Origin of the sequence: Mycobacterium intracellulare ATCC 13950 (assembly GCF_000277125.1) — a bacterium.
GTDB classification, from domain to species: Bacteria; Actinomycetota; Actinomycetes; order Mycobacteriales; family Mycobacteriaceae; genus Mycobacterium; species Mycobacterium intracellulare.
Genome location: NC_016946.1, coordinates 2,513,058 through 2,534,403, shown reverse-complemented (window position 1 = coordinate 2,534,403; position 21,346 = coordinate 2,513,058). Strand labels below are relative to the sequence as shown.

At 68.6% G+C, this 21,346-nt stretch carries 20 protein-coding genes; 5 read left to right on the top strand and 15 right to left on the bottom strand.

The window, feature by feature from the left end:
* Nucleotides 1-21: 21 nt before the first annotated feature.
* Complete coding sequence (locus OCU_RS36720) at nt 22-771, bottom strand: SDR family NAD(P)-dependent oxidoreductase (RefSeq protein WP_014380039.1); 750 nt, start codon at nt 769-771, stop codon at nt 22-24.
* Between the two features lie 35 nt (nt 772-806).
* Between OCU_RS36720 and OCU_RS36715 the strand changes: the two genes are divergently transcribed.
* Nucleotides 807-1,217, top strand: a complete 411-nt coding sequence (locus OCU_RS36715; protein WP_008256343.1) for a F420-dependent biliverdin reductase — start codon at nt 807-809, stop codon at nt 1,215-1,217.
* A gap of 42 nt (nt 1,218-1,259) precedes the next feature.
* On the opposite strand, the gene OCU_RS36710 is transcribed toward OCU_RS36715, so the two are convergent.
* A complete protein-coding gene (locus OCU_RS36710) occupies nt 1,260-2,387 on the bottom strand; it encodes a M24 family metallopeptidase (RefSeq protein WP_009953361.1) in 1,128 nt (375 codons plus the stop codon).
* 205 nt (nt 2,388-2,592) lie between these two features.
* Here OCU_RS36710 and OCU_RS36705 point away from each other — a divergent pair, with 205 nt between their 5' ends.
* Nucleotides 2,593-3,549 carry a 5'-3' exonuclease gene (locus tag OCU_RS36705; protein ID WP_009953362.1) on the top strand — a complete coding sequence of 319 codons (957 nt, stop codon included), beginning with the start codon at nt 2,593-2,595 and terminating at the stop codon, nt 3,547-3,549.
* Between the two features lie 7 nt (nt 3,550-3,556).
* On the opposite strand, the gene OCU_RS36700 is transcribed toward OCU_RS36705, so the two are convergent.
* The 11 genes from OCU_RS36700 to dop all read right to left on the bottom strand — a co-directional run bounded on the left by OCU_RS36700 (nt 3,557) and on the right by dop (nt 15,654).
* Nucleotides 3,557-4,318 (bottom strand): DUF4333 domain-containing protein, encoded by a 762-nt coding sequence (locus tag OCU_RS36700; RefSeq protein ID WP_009953366.1) that lies wholly within the window; start codon nt 4,316-4,318, stop codon nt 3,557-3,559.
* A 65-nt stretch (nt 4,319-4,383) separates the two neighbouring features.
* Nucleotides 4,384-7,164 (bottom strand): DEAD/DEAH box helicase, encoded by a 2,781-nt coding sequence (locus OCU_RS36695; RefSeq protein ID WP_009953367.1) that lies wholly within the window; start codon nt 7,162-7,164, stop codon nt 4,384-4,386.
* 19 nt (nt 7,165-7,183) lie between these two features.
* Nucleotides 7,184-8,140, bottom strand: coding sequence for a twin-arginine translocase subunit TatC (tatC, locus tag OCU_RS36690; protein ID WP_008256322.1), 957 nt, complete (start codon nt 8,138-8,140; stop codon nt 7,184-7,186).
* Nucleotides 8,141-8,195: 55 nt separating this feature from the next.
* Nucleotides 8,196-8,474, bottom strand: a complete 279-nt coding sequence (tatA, locus tag OCU_RS36685; protein WP_009953370.1) for a Sec-independent protein translocase subunit TatA — start codon at nt 8,472-8,474, stop codon at nt 8,196-8,198.
* A gap of 94 nt (nt 8,475-8,568) precedes the next feature.
* Entirely contained in the window at nt 8,569-9,540 is a 972-nt protein-coding gene (locus OCU_RS36680; RefSeq protein WP_009953371.1) for a helix-turn-helix transcriptional regulator, read from the bottom strand.
* A complete protein-coding gene (locus OCU_RS36675; protein ID WP_009953373.1) occupies nt 9,537-10,535 on the bottom strand; it encodes a helix-turn-helix transcriptional regulator in 999 nt (332 codons plus the stop codon). Before OCU_RS36675 ends, OCU_RS36680 begins: the two co-directional genes overlap by 4 nt.
* Before the next feature lie 75 nt (nt 10,536-10,610).
* Nucleotides 10,611-11,969: a Pup--protein ligase gene (gene pafA, locus OCU_RS36670; RefSeq protein ID WP_008256314.1), complete on the bottom strand. Its 1,359-nt coding sequence runs from the start codon at nt 11,967-11,969 to the stop codon at nt 10,611-10,613.
* A 216-nt stretch (nt 11,970-12,185) separates the two neighbouring features.
* Entirely contained in the window at nt 12,186-12,965 is a 780-nt protein-coding gene (gene prcA, locus OCU_RS36665) for a proteasome subunit alpha (RefSeq protein ID WP_014380036.1), read from the bottom strand.
* On the bottom strand, nt 12,962-13,837 hold the full coding sequence (gene prcB, locus OCU_RS36660; protein ID WP_014380035.1) for a proteasome subunit beta: 876 nt from the start codon (nt 13,835-13,837) through the stop codon (nt 12,962-12,964). The genes prcA and prcB overlap by 4 nt, the downstream gene beginning before the upstream one ends.
* Nucleotides 13,834-14,028, bottom strand: a complete 195-nt coding sequence (locus OCU_RS36655) for a ubiquitin-like protein Pup (RefSeq protein ID WP_009953377.1) — start codon at nt 14,026-14,028, stop codon at nt 13,834-13,836. Before OCU_RS36655 ends, prcB begins: the two co-directional genes overlap by 4 nt.
* Before the next feature lie 117 nt (nt 14,029-14,145).
* Nucleotides 14,146-15,654 carry a pup deamidase/depupylase gene (dop, locus tag OCU_RS36650; RefSeq protein ID WP_008256308.1) on the bottom strand — a complete coding sequence of 503 codons (1,509 nt, stop codon included), beginning with the start codon at nt 15,652-15,654 and terminating at the stop codon, nt 14,146-14,148.
* Between the two features lie 123 nt (nt 15,655-15,777).
* Between dop and OCU_RS36645 the strand changes: the two genes are divergently transcribed.
* Nucleotides 15,778-16,383 (top strand): hypothetical protein, encoded by a 606-nt coding sequence (locus OCU_RS36645; RefSeq protein ID WP_009953378.1) that lies wholly within the window; start codon nt 15,778-15,780, stop codon nt 16,381-16,383.
* Between the two features lie 7 nt (nt 16,384-16,390).
* Here OCU_RS36645 and OCU_RS36640 read toward each other — a convergent pair whose 3' ends face one another.
* A complete protein-coding gene (locus OCU_RS36640; RefSeq protein WP_009953380.1) occupies nt 16,391-18,196 on the bottom strand; it encodes a hypothetical protein in 1,806 nt (601 codons plus the stop codon).
* A gap of 34 nt (nt 18,197-18,230) precedes the next feature.
* A complete protein-coding gene (arc, locus tag OCU_RS36635; RefSeq protein WP_008256304.1) occupies nt 18,231-20,060 on the bottom strand; it encodes a proteasome ATPase in 1,830 nt (609 codons plus the stop codon).
* A gap of 309 nt (nt 20,061-20,369) precedes the next feature.
* On the opposite strand from arc, the gene OCU_RS36630 reads away from it, so the two are divergent.
* Together OCU_RS36630 and OCU_RS36625 are read left to right on the top strand one after the other, a co-directional pair.
* Nucleotides 20,370-20,981 carry a hypothetical protein gene (locus tag OCU_RS36630; RefSeq protein ID WP_009953381.1) on the top strand — a complete coding sequence of 204 codons (612 nt, stop codon included), beginning with the start codon at nt 20,370-20,372 and terminating at the stop codon, nt 20,979-20,981.
* An 8-nt stretch (nt 20,982-20,989) separates the two neighbouring features.
* Nucleotides 20,990-21,289 carry a DUF503 domain-containing protein gene (locus tag OCU_RS36625; RefSeq protein ID WP_008256301.1) on the top strand — a complete coding sequence of 100 codons (300 nt, stop codon included), beginning with the start codon at nt 20,990-20,992 and terminating at the stop codon, nt 21,287-21,289.
* Nucleotides 21,290-21,346: the final 57 nt, after the last annotated feature.

Sequence of the window (21,346 nt, the reverse complement as noted above, 5' to 3'; positions counted from 1 at the left end):
CCTCATCGCCGCGGGCGCGCATCATCGCGGCATCCTGCGCCAGACGAACGCGGGCAGCAATCGCATTACGGCGGCCGCGGGTCCTAGCGCCCACGGGATCCACACGGTGCGGCGGCCTTTCGCCAGTGCCCGCGCGGTCGCGGCGGCCACCTGCGCGGGCGTGCTGGGCAGGGGCGCGGGCGTCATGCCTTCCGTCATACGCCCGATGACGAATCCCGGGCGGGCGATCAGCACCCGCACCCCGGTGCCGTGCAGCGCGTCGGCCAGACCGTTGGCGAAGCCGTCAAGGCCGGCTTTGGCCGAGGCGTAGACGTAGTTGGCGCGCCGCACCCGGGCACCTGCGATCGAGGAGAACACCACCAGTCGGCCTTTGCCGGCGTTGCGCATGGCGGTCGCCAGGTGGGTGAGCATGCTGACCTGGGCGACGTAATCGGTGTGCACGACGGCGACCGCGTGCGCGGCATCGGTCTCGGCGCGAGCCTGGTCGCCCAGGATTCCGAAGGCCAGCACCGCGGTGCCGATGGGCCCGTGGTCGGCGACGACCGAGGCGACCAGGGCGGCGTGCGAGGCCAGGTCGTCGGCGTCGAATTCCCTGGTGTCGACCGCGGCGGCGCCGGCCGCTTTGAGCGCGCTGACCTGGTCAGCGAGCTGATCGGCGCGGCGCGCGGCCAGCACCACCGTCGCCCCGGGGGCCAGGCGTCGCGCCAACTCGACCCCGATTTCGCTGCGTCCGCCCAGGATTAGTACTGGACCCGCGCCCGTGTCGTCCACGGCTGCGATTATTACCTGCGCTAGCGTGAGCGGTGATGGCGAATACCACGACCCGGCTCACCGACGAGGCCCTCGCGTTTCTGTCGGAACGCCATCTGGCCATGCTCACCACGTTGCGAGCCGACAATTCGCCGCACGTGGTGGCGGTCGGGTTCACCTTCGACCCCAGGACGCACATCGCGCGGGTCATCACCACCGGCGGGTCCCAGAAGGCGGTCAACGCCGATCGCGGCGGGCTGGCCGTGCTGAGCCAGGTCGACGGCGCGCGCTGGCTGTCGCTGGAGGGCCGGTCCAAGGTGAACAGCGACGCCGACGCGGTGCGCGACGCCGAGTTGCGCTACGCCCAGCGCTACCGCACGCCGCGCCCCAACCCGCGGCGCGTGGTCATCGAGGTTCAGGTGGAGCGGGTGCTCGGGTCGTCGGATCTTTTGGACCGGGGCGCGTAGCGCGCCGATCGCTTCGCCGCCACAACTCACTCATCCACAGCGTCAGCCGACCGGGACCACGATCAGTTCGTGCGGCCGGTTGTTGACGGCTAGGGCGCCGTCCTCGGTCACAACGACGATGTCCTCGATGCGCGCGCCCCAGCGGCCCGGGAAATAGATGCCCGGCTCGATGGAAAACGCCATGCCCGCGGTCAACGGCAGGTCGTTTCCGGCGACGATGTAGGGCTCTTCGTGCACCGACAAGCCGATGCCGTGCCCGGTACGGTGCACGAAATAGTCGGCGAGTCCTTCGGCCGCCAGCACATCGCGGGCGGCCGCGTCGACCTGCTCGGCCGTCACGCCCGGGCGTACCGCCTCATAAGCGGCGCGCTGGGCGCGCTGCAGCACCGAATACTGTTCAGCCACTTCTGGATTCGGCTCACCGATGCTGTAGGTGCGTGTCGAGTCGGAGTTGTACCCGGGTTCATAGGTGCCGCCGATGTCGACGACGACGATGTCACCGGCCTGCAGTTCGCGATCCGAATATCCGTGGTGCGGGTCGGCGCCGTGCGGCCCGGATCCGACGATGATGAACGCCACCTCCGAATGCCCTTCGGCCACAATGGCGTCCGCGATGTCGGCGGCGACGTCGGCCTCGGTGCGGCCCGGCACCAAAAACTCCGGCACCCGGGCGTGCACCCGATCGATGGCGGCACCGGCTTTGCGCAACGCGTCGACTTCGCACTCCTCCTTGACCATTCGCAGCATGCGCAACACCTCGGTGGCCAGCACCGGCAGGGCGCCGAGCACACCGGCCAGCGGGAGCAGATGTAGCGCCGGCATCGCATCGGTCACGGCGGTCGCGGCGGGGGCACCACCCAGCGCGGCGCCCACTAGATCGTAGGGATTGTCACCGTCGACCCAATCGCGCACCGCCAGGCCGAGTTCGGCGATGGCCGACCCCTTGAGCGAGGCCAGCTCCAGCCGCGGCACCACTACCGTCGGATCACCGGACGCGGGCAACACCAGCGCGGTGAGCCGCTCCAAGGTCTGGGCGCGCGACCCGACCAGGTAGCGCAGGTCATACCCCGGCGTGATCACCAGCCCGGCCAGACCGGCATCGGCGGCCGCGGCGGCGGCCGCGGCCAATCGACGGGCATACACGGCTGCGTCGAAGCGGTGTGACTCCATGGCAGTCAGGCTAACCCGCCCGCCGAACGTCGACTTGTTGCGCCGATTTCGCGCGTGGGCCGACAACAACTCGACGTTCGACGGGGTGGGGGGTTGGCCGGCCGACAACAAGTCGACGTTCGACGGGGTGGGGTTGGCCGGCCGACAACAACTCGACGTTCGACGGGGTGGGGGTTGGCCGCGGGGGCGTGAGACCATATTCGGCATGCCGGGACCACTAGTGCTGCTCGATGGCGCCAGCATGTGGTTCCGTTCGTATTTCGGGGTCCCGTCCTCGATCACCGCGCCAGACGGCCGGCCCGTCAACGCCGTTCGCGGATTCATCGATTCCGTCGCCTTCGTGATCACCCAACAGCGACCAAGCCGGCTGGTGGTCTGCCTGGACCTGGATTGGCGGCCGCAGTTCAGGGTCGACCTCGTGCCGTCCTACAAGGCCCATCGCGTGGCCGAGCCCGAGCCGCCGGGCGAACCGGACATCGAGGAGGTCCCCGACGACCTGACGCCCCAGATAGACATGATCGCCGAACTGCTTGACGCCTTCGGGATTCCGACGGCGGGCGCGGAGGGTTTCGAGGCCGACGACGTCCTGGGCACGTTGGCGGCGCGGGAACGCGACGACCCGGTCGTGGTGGTCAGCGGTGACCGCGACCTGATGCAGGTGGTGTCGGACGATCCGGTCCCGGTGCGGGTGCTCTACCTCGGCCGCGGGCTGAGCAAAGCCACGTTGTTCGGGCCCGCCGAGGTGGCCGAGCACTACGGCGTGCCGGTCGAGCGGGCCGGGCCCGCCTACGCCGAACTCGCGTTGCTGCGCGGCGACCCGTCCGACGGCCTACCGGGCGTTCCGGGCGTCGGCGAGAAGACCGCGGCCTCATTGCTGGCCCAGCACGGCTCGCTGGAACAGATCCTGGCCGCCGCCCACGATCCGAAGTCGAAGATGCCCAAGGGCCTGCGGGCGAAACTGCTGGGCGCGCTGGACTACATCGAGGCGGCCGGCGACGTGGTGCGGGTGGCCACCGACGCGCACGTCACGTTTTCGACGGCCGGCGACGAACTACCGCTGGTCGCGGCCGATCCGCAACGAACCGCCAAGCTGGCGACCGAACTGGGCGTCGGATCGTCGATCGCGCGCCTGCAGAAAGCGCTCGACGCGCTGCCGACCTGAGGGTCCGCTACTGCGGGCGGCCGACCTCGTAGGTGCCCTTGTTGTCCTGGAACGTCACCGTCACGTGCTTCGGCGCGCCGTCGATGCTGACATCGCAGTCGAACGTGGCGCCCTTCTTGACGGTCGGGTTTTGCCCGTGGTTGCACTTGACGTCCTTGACGTTCTTGGCGCCGTAGCCGTTCGTTTCGTCGCTGAGGACCTGCTGAACCCCGGCCTGCGCCTTGCTGACGTCGAGCTTTGTGGTGACGAAGAAGCCCGGCTGCCAGAATCCCAGCACCAGCACGACGACGACGAGCAGCAACGCGATGCCGCCGCCCACGCCGGCGATCAGCCCAACCGGTCGCTTCTTGCCGGGCTGCTCATAGGGCGGGTACTGCGGCGGGTACTGGCCCGGCTGGCCGTATTGACCGTACTGCCCGTATTGACCCGGCGGTGGGTATTGGCCCGGCTGCCCGTACTGGCCGGGCTGCGGGTACTGGCCCGGCTGCCCGTACTGACCCGGCTGGGCGTATTGACCCGGCTGCCCGTACTGCCCGGGCTGGGCATAGCCCGGCTGCTGGGGGTACTGCTGCGGATAGGCCTGTTCAGCCGGCTGCTGGTACTGCGGGTATTCGGCCGGCGGCGTGTAGGCGGGCGCCTGCCACGAGGCCTCCTGGGTCTGCTGGTCGTGCCAGGACGGCGCCACCTGGGTCGGGTCCGACGAGTGGTCGCTGCCTTGACCTTGGCCGGGCGGTTGCCACTGCTGGTCCGATCCCTGCGGTCCGCTCATCTTTCTCCTCAGCCCCTTGTGTCTCGGCATGAACTATCGGCGTTTAACGGTAGCTCCGGCCTAGCCTACCCGGCGTCAACTGCAACGACGCCGCGCCGAATGTCGTTGATGGCCCGCTTCGCGGTGGCCCGAACCTCGGCGTCCGGGGCGGCGTTGCGCACCTGATCCAGCAGGTCAAGCGCCTGCCGGCACCAGCGCACGAAATCGCCCGCCAGCAGGGGCGAGCCGCTGCCCGCCGGGTCGGCCGCCGCCAGCGCCGCGGCCAGATCGCCCGTCCGGGCCCAACGGTAGATGACGTTGACGAAGCCGTCGTCGGGTTCGCGGCTCGGGGCGATCCGGTGCGTCTGCTCGTCGGCGCGCAACGCCATCGACAGCCGCGATGTCTGCTGCAACGCCTGGCGTAGCGGCTGCGTGGGGGCGTCGGCGGCAAACGCCGCGCCCGGCCCGTCCCCGCCGCGGCTCTCGTACAGCACCGACGAGACCACCGCCGCCAGCTCGGCGGGCTTCAAACCGGACCACGCGCCGGTGCGCAGGCATTCGGCGACCAGCAGATCGCTTTCGCTATAGATGCGCGCCAGCAGCCGCCCGTCGTCGGTGACGCGGGGATCGCCGTCGCGGCCTTCGATGAAGCCACGCTCGGTGAGCAGCCCGACGATTCGATCGAAGGTCCGGGCCAGCGAATTGGTCGCTGCCGCAACCTTTTTCTCCAATTGCGCGTTGTCGCGTTCGATCCGCAGATAGCGCTCGGCCTGCCGGACCTGTTCTTCCCGGCCGGGCGTGTTGTGCGACGGGTGCCGGCGCAGCTGTTCGCGCAGCTTCGCCAGCTCGGGGTCATGAAATTCGCCGTCGGCGTCCCCGCGGCCGCGGCGCTTCGCCGGAATGGCCAGCCCGGCGGCGGCCGACCGCAGCGTCGACGCCAGATCGCGGCGGACGCGCGGCTGCCGGTGCTCGACCCGCTTCGGCAGGGGCATCGACCCGACCGGCGCCGACATGCCCGAATAGTCGGCCGAGGAAATCCTTCCCGCCCAACGGTTTTCGGTGAGCACCAGCGGCCGCGGGTCGGAGCTGTCGCGGGCGGATTCCAGCACCACGGCCAGCCCACCGCGCCGGCCGTGGGTGATGTTGATGATGTCGCCCCGGCGCAGCGCGGCCAGCGCGTCGCTGGCCGCCTGCCGGCGTTGTAGACGCGAGGCACGCGACTGGGCGCGCTCCATCTCGGAGATGCGCGCGCGCATCCGGGCGTATTCGAGGATCGGCGCCTTGGGGCCGCCCAGCTCGCCGGCGATCTCGCCCAGCATCGCGTCGCCCCGCTCGATGCCGCGCACCAGCCCGACGACGGAACGGTCGGCCTGATACTGCGCAAATGACTGCTCCAGCAACCGATGTGCTTGCTCGGGGCCCATCTGCTGCACGAGGTTGATCGTCATGTTGTACGACGGGGCGAACGAACTGCGCAGCGGGAAGGTGCGGGTGGAGGCCAGCCCGGCCACCGCGGAGGGTTCGGTGGTTTCTTCGGTGGGATTCCAGAGCACCACCGCGTGGCCCTCGACATCGATGCCGCGCCGGCCGGCGCGCCCGGTCAACTGCGTGTACTCCCCCGGCGTCAGCGCCACGTGCTGCTCGCCGTTGAACTTGACCAGCCGCTCGAGCACCACGGTGCGGGCAGGCATGTTGATCCCCAGCGCCAACGTCTCGGTGGCGAACACGGCCCGCACCAGCCCGGCGGTGAACAGCTCTTCGACCGTGTGCCGGAAGGCGGGCAACATGCCGGCGTGGTGGGCGGCCAGACCGCGCAGCAGCCCCTCGCGCCACTCGTAGTAGCCGAGCACGGCGAGGTCGGCGTCGGCGAGATCGCCGCAGCGATGCTCGATCACCTCCGCGATCTGCGCCCGCTCTTCCTGGGTGGTCAGCTGCAGGGGGGAACGCAGGCATTGCTGGACGGCGGCGTCACAGCCGGCCCGCGAGAACACGAACGTGATCGCCGGCAGCAGCCCTTCGGCATCCAGGCTCGCGATCACGTCCGGACGCGCCGGCGTGCGGTAGAGCCGGGGCCGGCCCGACCGCGCCGGCGGACGCCCGCGTCCGGCACTTCGCCGCGGCTGCCAATCCGACATCCGATCCGCCTCACGGCGATGGGTGATGTGCCGCAACAGATCCGGGTTGACGCGGGGCTCGCGCGGGGCGCCCGGCTGCTCGGGGGCGTCCGAATGCCGGTAATCGAAGAGGTCGAAAAGTCGCTTGCCCACCAACACGTGTTGCCAGAGCGGCACCGGCCGGTGTTCGTCGACGACGACCGTCGTATCGCCGCGCACGGTCTGGATCCAGCCGCCGAACTCCTCGGCGTTGCTCACCGTCGCCGACAGGCTGACCACGCGGACCTCGTCCGGAAGGTGCAGGATCACCTCTTCCCACACCGGGCCCCGCATCCGGTCGGCCAGGAAGTGCACTTCGTCCATTACCACGTAGGAAAGGCCCCGCAGCGCAGGCGAATCCGCGTAGAGCATGTTGCGCAGCACCTCGGTCGTCATGACCACGACGGGCGCATCGGCGTTTACCGACATGTCCCCGGTGAGCAGGCCGATGCGGTCGCGGCCGTAGCGCGCCGTCAGGTCGGTGTGCTTCTGGTTGCTCAGCGCTTTGAGCGGCGTGGTGTAGAAGCACTTGCCACCGGCCGCCAGCGCCAGGTGTACCGCGAATTCCCCGACGACGGTCTTGCCGGCGCCGGTCGGCGCGCAGACCAGCACGCCGTGGCCGCGTTCGAGCGCCGCACACGCCCGATGCTGAAAGCCGTCGAGCGCAAAGGGCAGATCCGTGGCGAATCGGGTGAGTTCGACCAGCTCCGCCACCTCGTGGGGCGCCGACGGTTCAGGTGACATCGTCGTGTTGCCCGGCGGTGACCGACGGCTCCGGTATCGCGGTGGGCCGATCGATGACCGATGCTTCGTCGTCGGGGATCTCCGTCTGGGCTTCGCGTTTGGCCTTGCGCTTGTCGTGGAGGCGGGCGATCTGGATGGCGAACTCGAGGAGGACGGACAGCGCCAAGCCGAGTGCGGTCATCGAAAACGGATCGGAGCCTGGTGTGAATACCGCCGCGAACACGAACATCGCGAAGATCAATCCGCGCCGCCACGACTTGAGCCGCTGGTAGGTCAGCAGGCCGACGGTGTTGAGCATGACGATCAGCAGCGGGAATTCGAAGCTGACGCCGAACACCACCAGCAGATTGATCAGGAACCCGAAATAGCGGTCACCGGACAGGGCGGTCACCTGGACGTCGCTGCCGACCGTCAGCAAAAAGCCCAGGGCCTTGGACAGCACGAAGTAGGCCAGCGCCGCGCCCGCACCGAACAGCACCACGGCCGGGACCACGAACGCGATCGCGAAGCGGCGCTCCTTCTGGTAGAGCCCTGGGGTGATGAACGCCCACAGCTGGTAGAACCAGACCGGGCAGGCCAGCACCACCCCGGCGGTCAGTCCCACCTTGAGCCGCAGCATGAACTGGTCGAACGGCGCGGTGGCCAGCAGCCGGCATTGCCCGTTGGCGCTGATGTCCGCGCGCGCCGACTGCGGCAGCGAGCAGTAGGGATGACGCAGCCACTCGCCGAGGCTTTCCAGCCCGAAGATCGGGTGCGAGTACCAGACGAACCCGAAAATCGTGGTCAGCACGATGGCCGCCAGGGAAATCAGCAGCCGCCTGCGCAGTTCGGTGAGGTGGTCGACCAGCGACATGGTCGCGTCCGGGTTGGTGCGACTGCGTCTGTTGCGTGGGTTGAGGCGCTTCAGCAGGCCAGAAGTGCGCGCTGAAACCTTGAGTGATTTCACGATGCTCGTCTAGGGCTCGGTCAGGGGCGCTCGGGCACCGCGACGATGACGGCGGCTACGCCGGGCGTGCTTCGCTGTGCCCCTGCTCGCTGGGCGCCGGAGGGTCGACCCGCTGCGACTGCACGGGCGTGGGGTTCGCCGCGGGGGCGTCGCTTTGGGTCCCCAAAGCCGAGTTCTCCGGCTTGTTCTCGCTCTGCATTTCCCGGATCTCGGACTTGAAGATCCGCATCGACTTGCCCAACGAACGCGCCGCGTCGGGGAGCTTCTTGGCACCAAACAGCAAGATCACCACGACCGCGAGGATCGCCCAGTGCCACGGACTCAGACTGCCCACTTTGATTACCTCCAGACGTTGACCCGATGCTACCGCAGCGGCGCCGCGTGGCGGTGGGCCCGCGCCGCGCCGAGGGGCCACGTTGCCTGGACTTTTATGAGCTCAGGGCGTCATACGACGCCACCGCGGCGGCCGCGGCGTCTCGCACCCGCTGCGCCAGCGACTCCGGTGCCAGCACCCGCACGGCCGGCCCCAGGCCCAGCACCAGCCGCGTCATCCAGTCCTCGGAGGCGTAGGTCATCACCGCCTCGCAGGATCCGTCGGGCAACTCGCGCACGTCGCGCATCGGGTAGTACTCGAACATCCAGGACGCCGTGGGCGCGACCCGTAGCTTGGCGAACGGCAGCGAGGGATCACCGTCGAACAGCGAGGTGTCGGGGGGCGCATGCAGCGCCGGCTCGGGCGGCGCGGCGGGCTCGTCGAGTTCGCTGGCCTCCACGATCCGGTCGAAGCGGAACAGCCGGACCCCTTCGGCCTCCCGCGACCAGGCCTCCAGGTAGCTGTGGCCGCCGATCAGCAGCACCCGGATGGGATCGACGACCCGGCTGGTGAGGGTGTCGTGCGAGGCGGAGTAGTAGTCGATGGCCAGTGCGTGCCGCGACTGCACGGCGGCGCGCACCGCGGCGGCGGCCTGGCTTTCCGCCGGCGCGGGCTCGTCGACGGCCGTCGCGGCGGGTGTGGTGTCGTGGCCGAGGGCTCCCGCGGCGTCCTCGATCTTGGCGATCGCACTGCGCGCGGCTTCGGGGTCGACGACGCCGGGGATGTCGGCCAGCGCCCGCAGCGCCACCAGCAGGCCGGTGGCCTCCGGCGAGGTGAGCTTGAGCGGTCGGTCGATGCCGGCGGAGAACGTCACCTCGATGGTGTCCCCGGAGAACTGGAAATCGATGAGGTCGCCCGGGAAGTAGCCGGGAAGGCCGCACATCCAGAGCTGGTTGAGGTCCTCTTCGAGTTGCTTGGCCGAGACCCCGAGGTCGGCGGCGGCCTTGGCCCGGGTGACCCGCGGGTTGGCCTGGAAGTACGGGACCATGTTCAGCAGCCGGACCAGGCGGGTGGAGATGGCGGTCATGCGGACACGCCCGCATGCGCCCGCAACCGGGCCAGCACGTCGTCGCGCAGCGATTGCGGCTCGAGCACCAGGGCGTCGGCGCCGTAGCCGGCGACGTCACGGGCGAGCTGGTCGGTGGATCGGATGTCGAGCTCGACCACCTCGCCGTCGCGCTCACCCAGCCGCCGTTCGCCGACGTGCCTGCCGGCCCGGCGCAGCGCGGTGGCCCGCCCGGCGGCCACCCATACCTGGGCCACCCCGCCGGCCGGTGTCGCTGCAACGTCGGTGACCGTCTGGGCCACGATCCGGCGCAGGTCAATGCCTTCCGGCACGGTGACCGCGCCCGCCGGGCCGATCGGCGTGACGTCGGGACCGATCCGGGAGAGCCGGAAAGTCCGGGTGGCGTCGCGGTCGCGGTCGTGGCCCACCAGATACCAGCGGCCCTTCTCGGTGACGACGCCCCAGGGCTCAACGGTGCGGGTGGCGTAGGGCTCGGCCCGCGACGGCCGGTGCGGAAACTGGACCGCCCGTCGGGAATCGATGGCCGACAACAGGATTCCGAGAACATCCTCCGAGCCACGCAGGCCCGGCACTCCGACCGGCGACGCGATGGCGACCGGCGCGTCGGGATCGACGTCGACGCCGGCGGCGCGCAGTTTGAGCAGCGCCCCCTGGGTGGCGGTGATGAGCTCGGGTGACTCCCACAGCTGGGTCGCGACGGCGACCGCGGCCGCCTCGTCCGGGGTCAGGTCGACGGGCGCGAGCGAATAGGCGTCGCGGTTGATCCGGTAGCCCTCGGTGGGGTCCCACGCCGACACCCTGCCGACCTCGAGCGGGATGCCGAGGTCGCGCAGCTCGTTCTTGTCGCGCTCGAACATGCGGGAGAACGCCTCGGCGCTCGCGCTCTCCGAGTAACCCGCCACACTCGACCTGATCTTTTCCGCCGTGATGTACCCGCGGGTGGACAGCAGGGCGATGACCAGGTTCACCAACCGTTCGACTTTTGACGTCGCCATTGGCACCAGATTATTCGATGGTCGCCGCCCGGCGCTTCCACCCACGCACCGCGTCGCGCACGCGCGTCGGAGCGGCTACATGCTGGCGATCAGCCGCTTGACCCGCTCGTCGACCGCACGGAAGGGGTCCTTGCACAGCACGGTCCGCTGCGCCTGGTCGTTGAGCTTGAGGTGCACCCAGTCGACGGTGAAGTCACGGCCGGCGGCCTGGGCGGCGCTGATGAACTCGCCACGCAGCCGCGCCCGGGTTGTCTGCGGCGGATTGTCGACCGCCTCGGCGATGTCCTCGTCGGTGGTGACGCGGGCCGCAAGTCCCTTGCGCTGCAGCAGATCAAAGACGCCGCGCCCGCGCTTGATGTCGTGGTAGGCCAGGTCGAGCTGGGCGATCTTCGGGTCGGACAGCTCCATGCTGTAGCGGTCCTGGTAGCGCTGGAACAGCTTGCGCTTGATCACCCAGTCGATCTCGGTGTCCACCTTGGCGAAGTCCTGGCTCTCGACGGCGTCGAGCTGGCGACCCCACAGGTCGACGATCTGCTCGATCTGGGCGTTGGGTTCGCGGGTCTGCAGGTGCTCGACCGCGCGACTGTAATACTCGCGCTGGATGTCCAGGGCGCTGGCCTGACGCCCGCCCGCCAGCCGCACCGGCCGCCGGCCGGTGATGTCGTGGCTGACCTCGCGGATGGCGCGGATGGGGTTGTCCAGCGAGAAATCCCGGAACGGCACGCCCGCTTCGATCATCTCGAGCACCAGCGCGGCGGTGCCCACCTTGAGCATGGTGGTGGTTTCGCACATGTTGGAGTCGCCGACGATCACGTGCAGGCGCCGGTACTTCTCGGCGTCGGCGTGCGGCTCGTCGCGGGTGTTGATGATCGGCCGGCTGCGGGTGGTGGCCGACGAGACGCCCTCCCAAATGTGCTCGGCGCGTTGGGAAAGGCAGAACGTCGCGGCCTTCGGGGTCTGCAGCACCTTGCCGGCCCCGCAGATCAACTGGCGCGTGACCAGGAACGGCAGCAGGACGTCGGAGATCCGGGAGAATTCGCCGGCCCGCACGATCAGGTAGTTCTCGTGGCACCCGTAGGAGTTGCCCGCCGAATCGGTGTTGTTCTTGAACAGGTAGATGTCGCCGCCGATGCCCTCGTCGGCGAGGCGCTGCTCGGCGTCGACGAGCAGGTCTTCGAGCACCCATTCCCCGGCGCGGTCGTGGGTGACCAGCTGCACCAGGCTGTCGCACTCGGCGGTGGCGTACTCGGGGTGGCTGCCCACGTCGAGGTAGAGGCGGGCGCCGTTACGCAGGAAGACGTTGGAGCTGCGCCCCCACGACACGACCCGCCGGAACAGGTAGCGGGCCACCTCGTCCGGGCTGAGCCGGCGATGGCCGTGGAATGTGCAGGTGACCCCGAACTCGGTCTCGATGCCCATGATTCGTCGCTGCACGTAATCGAGCGTACTGGTTGTCCGAGCATGACGGTGAGCAAGCCGCGCGTATCGATCGACGAAGTTTTGCGCGGGCGGGTTCCAGAGCCGCGCCGCGCCCGCTCGTGATGACGCGGCCGCGGCGCGCACGCCGGGGAGATGCGAAGCCTCATCGGCACCTTGAGCACCGGCAGCCACACCAGCACCACCGCGTCAGACGCCATGCCCGACGGTGGTCTAGCCGGGCGAGCCGCCGTTCGACTCCGACTCGTCGCCGTCGCCGTCGCCGTCGGAGGATCCGTTCGAATCCAGTTCGCGCAGCAAATTCTCCAGGGTGGCGCGGTTGATCCGCCGGAACGCCCGCCGCGGGCGGTCGACGTCCAAGATGGCGACCTCCAGGCTGGCCACGTCCAGGGTGGACTGGTCGCCGTTGGAGGATTCGCTGCCGGCCCGCAACGCTTTCACCGCGATGCGGGTGGCCTCGCGCAGGTTGGCGTTTTCGGCGTACGAGTCCTTGAGCGCGGTGGTGATCGGTTCGGTGGTGCCACCCATCACCACGAAATGCGGCTCGTCGGCGATCGATCCGTCATAGGTAATGCGGTACAACTCAGGCGGTTTCGACTCGCCGTAGTGCGCCACCTCGGCGACGCACAATTCCACCTCGTAGGGCTTGGCCTGTTCGGTGAAGATGGTGCCCAGCGTCTGCGCGTAGACGTTGGCCAGCTGGCGGCCGGTGACGTCGCGGCGGTCGTAGGCGTAGCCGCGGGTGTCGGCGAATTGGATTCCGCCACGGCGCAAATTGTCGAATTCGTTGAACTTGCCGGCGGCGGCGAAGCCCACGCGATCGTAGAGCTCGCTGATCTTCTGCAGCGACCGCGACGGGTTCTCCGCGACGAAAAGAACCCCGCCGGCATAGACCAGGGCGACCACGCTCTTGCCCCGCGCGATGCCCTTGCGCGCGAGCTCGCTGCGCTCGCGCATCGCCTGTTCGGGCGAGATGAAATACGGGAAGCTCACTTCTCACCACCATCGGGGCCGAAAGTGTCAGCGCGCGAACGGCTTTGGATCACCTCGCGAGCCAGCTCGGCGATGCGGCCCTCCGGCACTTCCAGCGCCCCCTCGGGACCGATGGTGACCGCCGTGGGATAGATGCCGCGGACCAGATCCGGCCCGCCGGTCGCGGAGTCGTCGTCGGCCGCATCGTAGAGCGCCTCAATCGCGACCCGCACCGCGGAGTCGGCGTCGGTGACCTGCGAGTACAACTTCTTCATCGACGACTTGGCGAAAATGGAGCCCGAGCCCACCGACTGGTAGCCCTCCTCCTCCAGGTTCCAGCCGCCGGCGGCGTCGAACGACACGATGCGGCCGGCGCCTTCCGGATCGGGCGCGTCGATGTCGTAACCCACCAGCAGCGGCAACGCCACCAGCCCCTGCATGGCGGCGGCCAGGTTGCCGCGCACCATGATCGCCAGCCGGTTCACCTTGCCGGCAAACGTCAGCGGCACGCCTTCGAGTTTCTCGTAGTGCTCGAGTTCCACGGCGTAAAGGCGGGCGAACTCCACGGCGATGGCGGCGGTTCCGGCGATGCCGGTCGCGGTGTAGTCGTCGGTGATGTACACCTTCTTGACGTCGCGCCCGGCGATCATATTGCCCTGCGTCGAGCGCCGGTCACCGGCGAGCACCACACCGCCGGGGTACTTCAGCGCGACGATGGTGGTCCCGTGGGGCAGCTGCGCCCCGGCGCTTTCCGACTGGACGGCCCCGAAGGAGGCCGGCAGCAACTCCGGCGCCTGACGGCGCAGGAAGTCGGCGAACGACGAAAGGTCTACGGCTGGGTTTCCCGGAAGTGCGGAGTTGATGGGTAGGCGATCAGAGAACTGCCAGGTCACTGGCCGCCCTTTTGGACGTATGCCCGCACGAAGTCCTCGGCGTTCTCCTCGAGAACGTCATCAATCTCGTCGAGCAAATCGTCAGTCTCCTCGGCCAGCTTCTCCCGGCGCTCTTGGCCCGCGGCCGTGCTGCCGGCGAAGTCGTCCTCGTCACCGCCACCGCCGCCACGCTTGGTCTGCTCCTGAGCCATCGCCGCCTCCTGCGTTGTCTGGGCTTGTTGAATGGCCTTTCAATTGTCCAGCCACGCCGCCCGTTGGTCTTTCCTACCCTACCGGTCAACCCCGACGTTCCCCGGCCGAACCGGCGGCTAGCTGGTGAGTTGTTCGACCAGTTCCGCCGCGCTGTGCACCGAGTCCAGCAGCGCTCCCACGTGCGCTTTGCTGCCCCGCAGCGGCTCCAGCGTGGGAATGCGGACCAGGGAATCGCCCCCCAGGTCGAAGATCACCGAGTCCCAACTGGCCGCCGCGATGTCGGCGCCGAACCGGCGCAGGCATTCACCGCGGAAGTACGCGCGGGTGTCCGTCGGCGGGCTGTCCACCGCTTCGAGCACCTGGTGCTCGGACACCAGGCGCTTCATCGAGCCCCGCGCGACCAGCCGGTTGTACAGGCCCTTGTCCAGCCGCACGTCGGAGTATTGCAGGTCGACCAGGTGCAACCGCGGCGCCGACCAGCTCAGGTTTTCCCGCTGCCGGAACCCTTCGAGCAGGCGCAGCTTGGCGGGCCAGTCCAGCAGCTCGGCGCATTCCATCGGATCGCGCTCGAGTTGGTCGAGCACGTGCGCCCAGGTTTCGACGATGTCGGCCGCCCGCGGATCGGGGTCGCGGCTGTCGACGAGCTTCGCCACCCGATCGAGGTAAACCCGTTGCAGCGCAAGCCCGGTCAGCTCTCGACCGTCGGCCAGGGCCACCGCGGCGCGCAGCGACGGGTCGCGGCTGATCGCGTGGACCGCGTGCACCGGCCGCGCCAGGGCCAGATCGCTCAGGTCAATTCCGTGCGCCGGGCCCTCTTCGATCAAGTCCAGCACCAGCGACGTGGTGCCCAGCTTCAGATAGGTCGACGTCTCCGCCAGGTTGGCGTCGCCGATGATGACATGCAGCCGCCGGTACCGGTCGGCGTCGGCGTGCGGCTCGTCGCGGGTGTTGATGATGCCGCGCTTGAGGGTGGTCTCCAGGCCGACCTCGACCTCGATGTAGTCCGAGCGCTGCGACAGCTGAAAGCCGGGCTCGTCGCCGGAGGGCCCGATGCCCACGCGTCCCGAGCCGGTGACCACCTGCCGCGAGACCAGGAAGGGGGTCAGCCCGGCGATGATCGCCGAGAACGGCGTCTGCCGCGACATCAGATAGTTTTCGTGCGACCCGTAGGAGGCGCCCTTGCCGTCGACGTTGTTCTTGTAGAGCTGCAACTTCGCGGCCCCGGGCACGCTGGCGACGTGTCGGGCGGCGGCCTCCATCACCCGTTCGCCGGCCTTGTCCCAGATCACGGCGTCGAGCGGGTCGGTGCATTCGGGCGCGGAGTATTCGGGGTGCGCGTGGTCGACGTAGAGCCGTGCCCCGTTGGTCAGGATCATGTTGGCCGCGCCGACCTCGTCGGCGTCGACCACCGGCGGCGGGCCGGCCGAGCGGCTCAGGTCGAACCCGCGCGCGTCGCGCAGCGGAGATTCCACCTCGTAGTCCCACCGGGTCCGCTTGGCGCGCTGAATGCCCGCCGCGGCCGCATAAGCCAAGACCGCCTGCGTCGACGTGAGGATCGGGTTCGCCGTCGGGTCCGATGGCGAGGAAATGCCGTATTCGACCTCCGTCCCGATAATCCTTTGCATGCTTCAAAGACTAGGCGAGGTGCGGAATTGACCTTCTCCCGGGCGTCGGCGCCCTGGCGCCGCTGGTCATCGGTGATCGCGTTTGCTGTTGACGCCGCCGACGACGGTGATTAGCTTCACGGGATGACCGACCTATCCGGGAAGCGTTACGGCGAAGTGCTTCTCGTGACCCCCGGGGAGGCGGGACCGCAGGCCACGGTGTACAACAGCTTCCCGCTCAACGACTGTCCGGCCGAGCTGTGGTCGAAGCTCGACGCCCAGGCCATCGCCAAGGAGCACGGGGCGGCCACGGCGCTGCTCAACGGTCCGCGCTACTGGCTGATGAACGCCATCGAGAAGCAACGGCAAGGTCCGCAGATCACCAAGACCTTCGGCGGGATCGAAATGATTCAGCAGGCCACGGTCCTGCTGTCGTCGATGAACCCCGCGCCCTATACCGCCAATCAGGTCAACCGCCACACGGTCTTCGTCTTCAACCCGGGTGAAGAGGTCTACGAACTGCTCGATCCCGGCGGGCAGCGCTGGGTCATGCAGACCTGGAGCCAGGTCGCCGACCCCACCTTGTCGCGCGCCGACCTGCCCGGCTTGGCCGCCCGGCTCAACCTGCCGCACGGGTGGGCCTATCAGCCGCGCGTGCTGACCGAGGAGTTGCGGGTGGACACCCGCACCCGTTCCGCGCATGTCACGCAGGACGATCTGACGAACAGCTACTCGCTCCAGTTGGACTGACGCCGCGTCACAGGCGGTTTGCCATCCAACTCTGGTGCCGCACTGCCGCTTTGCGCGCAGCCTTGGCCAGTGCTCGGTCCGGCAGGTGACGGCCGAGCGCGTCGAGGACGAGCGCGGTCTCCGGCGCCGGATGACGCCAGATGTCGTCCAGCAACTGGGACGGGTCGGATAAACCGGCGAAGAGGCTGCACAACTCCTCGGGCGACTCCAAGGACTCCGCGAGGACGTCGACGAGCACGGCAACGTCGACGAAGCTCGCGAGCGTCTCGGCGTCGGCGCGGTCCCGCTGGATCAGCCAGAGCGCGGCGTGGCCGGCGACCGGGCTGTCCAGCAGCTGACGAACGAAGGGTTCGGCGACGTCGATGTCGAACTCGTTCAGGGCGACGAAGCCCATCGTCCGGCCGGCCGCGGTCTCCATGGCCGCGGCCGCCTCGGTGACCATCTGCACCCGCTCGGCGGCCGGCCGGTCGGACCGCCAGTTTGCTATCAACGGCACATGAGTGTCCTTGCCCACCAACAACATTGCGCCGATCAGGTCCGTCGCATCCCAGTCGTTGATTCGGTCGAGACGGCGCAGCGCGAATCCGGCGTCCTCCAGGTATTCCGGCACGACGTGACGCCCCAGCGCGGTCAGCGCCACAGTCCCACCGGTCCAATTGCTAGGCCCAAGCGGCTGCGGCCGTTCGAGGGCGTCGGTCCAGCGCACCACACCGGCCTGCCGCAGCACGTCGAGGAGTCGGCCCATGTCGTCCTCGACGTATGCCTCCAGCGTGTCCTCCTCGTCGGCATACCAGCGCGGCGACGGCCGTTGCGCGGCAACCAGCGCGTGCACCCACTCCAGCAAGGATTCGAAGGGAAGTTTCGCGCCGTCTTGCAGCAGCGGCGCCAGCCAACACGCGATCCCGTCGTCGAGCAGGTCGTGCATGACGTGCTGCTCGGGATAGAGCTGCGCCGAATGCAACGACCGCAACGGACGTGACAAGAGGATCGCCGCGAACAGCGACTCCACCCGCTCCACGGGCGAGCGCGTCCCCCACTCCTGCCCCGGCAGCACCCGGTGGCGATGCACGTCCACCGCGCCCGCCTCGATAGCCACTTGGACGAGGAAATTCAGACGCCGCAGCGCCGCCGTCGACCGCGCCGGATATTTCAGCTCGCCCAACTCGAAATCCAACACGTCGCCGGTGTCGAGGCGTTCCACCAGCGCGCGACCATCAGCCAGTTCGAGTTCGCCCTTGTCGGTGAGCGGCTTGCCGTCCGGCCCGAGATAGTCGCGCAAGGCATCGAGTTTGGCGAGCAGCGGGACCGCCGTCGCGGCGGCCGCCAGATCGGTCGCGGACGGCGGAACGTAGAGGAACGGCAGTTCGAAGGGCTCCGGCGCGTCGCCCGGGACCGGAAGATCCTCGACAACGGTAGGGTCGCGTGCTTCGGCCAGCAGGGTCGGCGCAAGGTCGTCGGCCAGCCTGCGCAACCTGGCGGCGCGGTCGGCACCGCCGACCAGACGCCCCGTCGCCTCCATGAAGTCGACGTATACGCCGACCGCGAAGCACAGACTGGCGGCGTCGTCCGGCCGGCCTTCGAACCGCCGCGGACACCACTCCAGCAAAAATTCCGCGATATCGGCGGGCGCGAAATCGTCGAGCACACCGGTGGAGTCGAAGTAACGCCAGTCCAGAAAGACGGCGACGTCGGAGACGACGGCTTCCCGATCCGAGTCGACTCCGGACCACCAACCGTCGAGCTCGTCCAGCAGCACGCCACGAACCTGGTCGTAGGCGTCGTCGTCACCCGGAGCCTCAAAGCGGAGCCGCACGGGTGCGACGCTAGCCGGTGGCGCCGACAAATGTTTACAAGTACTGACCCAGGTTCGACTCGGTGTCGATGGCCCGCGACGCGCTCGAGCTCTTGCCGGTGACCAGCGTGCGGATGTAAACGATCCGCTCGCCCTTCTTGCCCGAAATCCGCGCCCAGTCATCGGGGTTGGTGGTGTTGGGCAGGTCCTCGTTCTCGGCGAACTCGTCGACGATCGAGTCGAGCAGATGCTGGATGCGCAGGCCCGGTTGACCGGTTTCCAGCACCGACTTGATCGCGTTCTTCTTCGCCCGGTCGACGACGTTCTGGATCATCGCCCCGGAGTTGAAGTCCTTGAAGTACATGACTTCCTTGTCACCGTTGGCGTAGGTGACCTCCAGGAACCGGTTGTCGTCGATCTCGGCGTACATCCGCTCGACGACCTTCTCGATCATCGCCTTGATGCAGGCCGTGCGGTCGCCGCCGAACTCGGCGAGGTCGTCGGCGTGCAGCGGCAACTCCTCGGTCAGGTACTTCGAGAAGATGTCTTGCGCCGCTTCGGCATCCGGGCGCTCGATCTTGATCTTCACGTCGAGCCGGCCCGGCCGCAGGATCGCGGGGTCGATCATGTCCTCGCGGTTGGACGCGCCGATCACGATGACGTTCTCGAGCCCCTCGACGCCGTCGATCTCGCTGAGCAGCTGCGGGACCACGGTCGTCTCGACGTCCGAGGACACCCCCGTGCCACGGGTGCGGAAGATCGAGTCCATCTCGTCGAAGAACACGATCACCGGGGTGCCTTCCGACGCCTTCTCGCGGGCGCGCTGGAAGATCAGCCGGATGTGGCGCTCGGTCTCGCCGACGAACTTGTTCAGCAGCTCGGGGCCCTTGATGTTGAGGAAGTACGACTTGGCCTCGCGCGCGTCGTCGCCGCGGACCTCGGCCATCTTCTTGGCCAACGAGTTCGCCACCGCCTTGGCGATCAGCGTCTTACCGCAGCCGGGCGGACCGTAGAGCAGCACACCTTTGGGCGGCCGCAGCGCGTACTCCCGGTAGAGCTCCTTGTGCAGGAACGGCAGCTCCACGGCGTCGCGGATCTGTTCGATCTGGCGGGTCAGGCCGCCGATGTCCAGGTAGCTGACATCGGGCACCTCTTCCAGCACCAGGTCCTCGACCTCGGCCTTGGGGATGCGCTCGAACGCGTAGCCGGCCTTGGTGTCGACCAGCAGCGAGTCGCCGGGCCGCAGCTTGCGGGGCCGGGTGTCGTCGTTGAGGGCGTCGGGATGACCGTCCGGCAGGTTCTCGGCGACCAGCGGCTCGGCGAGCCAGACGATGCGTTCCTCGTCGGCGTGCCCGACCACGAGCGCCCGGTGCCCGTCGGCCAAGAGCTCACGGAGTGTGGAGATCTCGCCGACCGACTCGAAGGTGCCCGCTTCCACGACCGTCAGCGCCTCGTTGAGGCGAACGGTCTGGCCCTTACGCAGCAACGCGACTTCGATGTTCGGCGAGCACGTCAGGCGCATCTTGCGGCCGGACGTGAACACGTCGACGGTGTCGTCCTCGTGCGTGCCGAGCAGGACGCCGTAGCCGCTGGGCGGCTGCCCCAACCGGTCGACTTCCTCCCGCAACGCCAGCAGTTGCTGGCGGGCCTCTTTGAGGGTCTCCATCAACTTCGAGTTACGGGACGCGAGGGAGTCGATGCGCGCTTCGAGCTGATGCACGTCGCGGGCAGAGCGGGCGCCGCCTTGCGCACCGACCGTGTGCTCGAGCTGCTCGCGCAACATCGCCGCCTCGCGGCGTAGCTGCTCCAACTCGGCCTCGTCGCCGCTGGACATGTCTGATTCGTGGGGGGTTCCGAAAGCTTCAGAACGCTCTGAGCTACCCATCTTGCGCTCCTTTCCCACACCGAATTGGCGCGGCGGATACTTCAAAGCTACCGGCGATTGACGATTGATGTGCGTAGTCAAATACCCACGAAAAGTTAAGATTTTCGTCATGCTGGTAATCTCGGCCACTAATCGTGATGATCGAAACGGCCTCGGGAGGTGGCACAGTGACCGCAAAAAGCCTCGCCACCGGCTCGGCTCGCGTCGCAGTCACCGCCGGTGTGACTTCAGTTGCACCCATCGGCCCGACCTTAGCGACATCGCTCCCACCCGAAGCGGCCAGAGCCGTTTAGCCGGCCGACCCACTGGATGCATCGACCACTGTCCGTAGCGCTCAGCACCGCCATCGCCCTGGCGGTGGTCGGTCTTGCGGCGTGTTCGTCGAAGCACCCCGCAAGCGAGTCGTCGACCGTCTCGTCGCTGCCACCGGCCACGTCCAGCCAAGTTGCTGCGCCCGTCACGGCTCCCCTGCCACCGCCCGAAGCCCTCACCGATGTCCTGGCCCGCCTGGCCGATCCGAACGTCACCGGCGACGCCAAGGTGAGTCTGGTGGAGGGCGCCACCCCGGAGAGCGCGGCCACGTTGGACAAGTTCACCAACGCGTTGCGGGACAACGGCTACCTGCCGATGACCTTCGCCGCGAACGACATCGCGTGGTCGGACAAGAACCCGTCCAATGTGAAGGCCAGCGTCGCCGTGCACACCGCCCAGGCCGACAACGCGAACTTCACCTTCCCGATGGAATTCGCTCCCTTCCAAGGCGGTTGGCAGCTTTCCCGGCACACCGCCGAAACGCTGTTGGCCCTGGGCAAGTCGCCGGCGGCCCCGTCCTCCGGCGCCCCCGCGAGCCCGCCCGAACCCGCGCCGCCGCCGCCACCGCCGGCTCCCGAACCCGGTCCGTCCCAAAACCCGCCGGGCTGACGCGCCGGATGTGGATCGGCTGGCTCGAGTTCGACGTGTTGCTGGGCGACGTTCGCTCGCTCAAACAGAAGCGATCGGTCGTCCGTCCCGTCGTCGCCGAACTGCAGCGCAAGTTCAGCGTCTCGGCGGCCGAGACGGGTTCGCACGAGTTGTATCGACGGGCCGGCATCGGGGTCGCCCTGGTTTCGGGTGACCGCGGCCACGCGGTCGACGTGCTGGACGCGGCCGAGCGGCTGGTGGCCGCGCACCCCGAGTTCGAGCTGCTGTCGGTGCGACGCTCGCTGGTGCGCCCCGAAGATCTGGCCTAGTCGACGGCAACGCCGCGCTTGCGATCGCCACTAAGTCGACGGTGGCGACCCGCTGCG

Coding starts and splice junctions, on each gene's coding strand:
- dop (WP_008256308.1), bottom strand. CDS start 15,654: ATGCAAAGGATTATCGGGACGGAGGTCGAATACGGCATTTCCTCGCCA.
- OCU_RS36700 (WP_009953366.1), bottom strand. CDS start 4,318: ATGAGCGGACCGCAGGGATCGGACCAGCAGTGGCAACCGCCCGGCCAA.
- OCU_RS36705 (WP_009953362.1), top strand. CDS start 2,593: ATGCCGGGACCACTAGTGCTGCTCGATGGCGCCAGCATGTGGTTCCGT.
- OCU_RS36680 (WP_009953371.1), bottom strand. CDS start 9,540: ATGACCGCCATCTCCACCCGCCTGGTCCGGCTGCTGAACATGGTCCCG.
- OCU_RS36645 (WP_009953378.1), top strand. CDS start 15,778: ATGACCGACCTATCCGGGAAGCGTTACGGCGAAGTGCTTCTCGTGACC.
- OCU_RS36710 (WP_009953361.1), bottom strand. CDS start 2,387: ATGGAGTCACACCGCTTCGACGCAGCCGTGTATGCCCGTCGATTGGCC.
- OCU_RS36675 (WP_009953373.1), bottom strand. CDS start 10,535: ATGGCGACGTCAAAAGTCGAACGGTTGGTGAACCTGGTCATCGCCCTG.
- OCU_RS36655 (WP_009953377.1), bottom strand. CDS start 14,028: ATGGCTCAGGAGCAGACCAAGCGTGGCGGCGGTGGCGGTGACGAGGAC.
- arc (WP_008256304.1), bottom strand. CDS start 20,060: ATGGGTAGCTCAGAGCGTTCTGAAGCTTTCGGAACCCCCCACGAATCA.
- OCU_RS36625 (WP_008256301.1), top strand. CDS start 20,990: ATGTGGATCGGCTGGCTCGAGTTCGACGTGTTGCTGGGCGACGTTCGC.
- OCU_RS36715 (WP_008256343.1), top strand. CDS start 807: ATGGCGAATACCACGACCCGGCTCACCGACGAGGCCCTCGCGTTTCTG.
- OCU_RS36630 (WP_009953381.1), top strand. CDS start 20,370: ATGCATCGACCACTGTCCGTAGCGCTCAGCACCGCCATCGCCCTGGCG.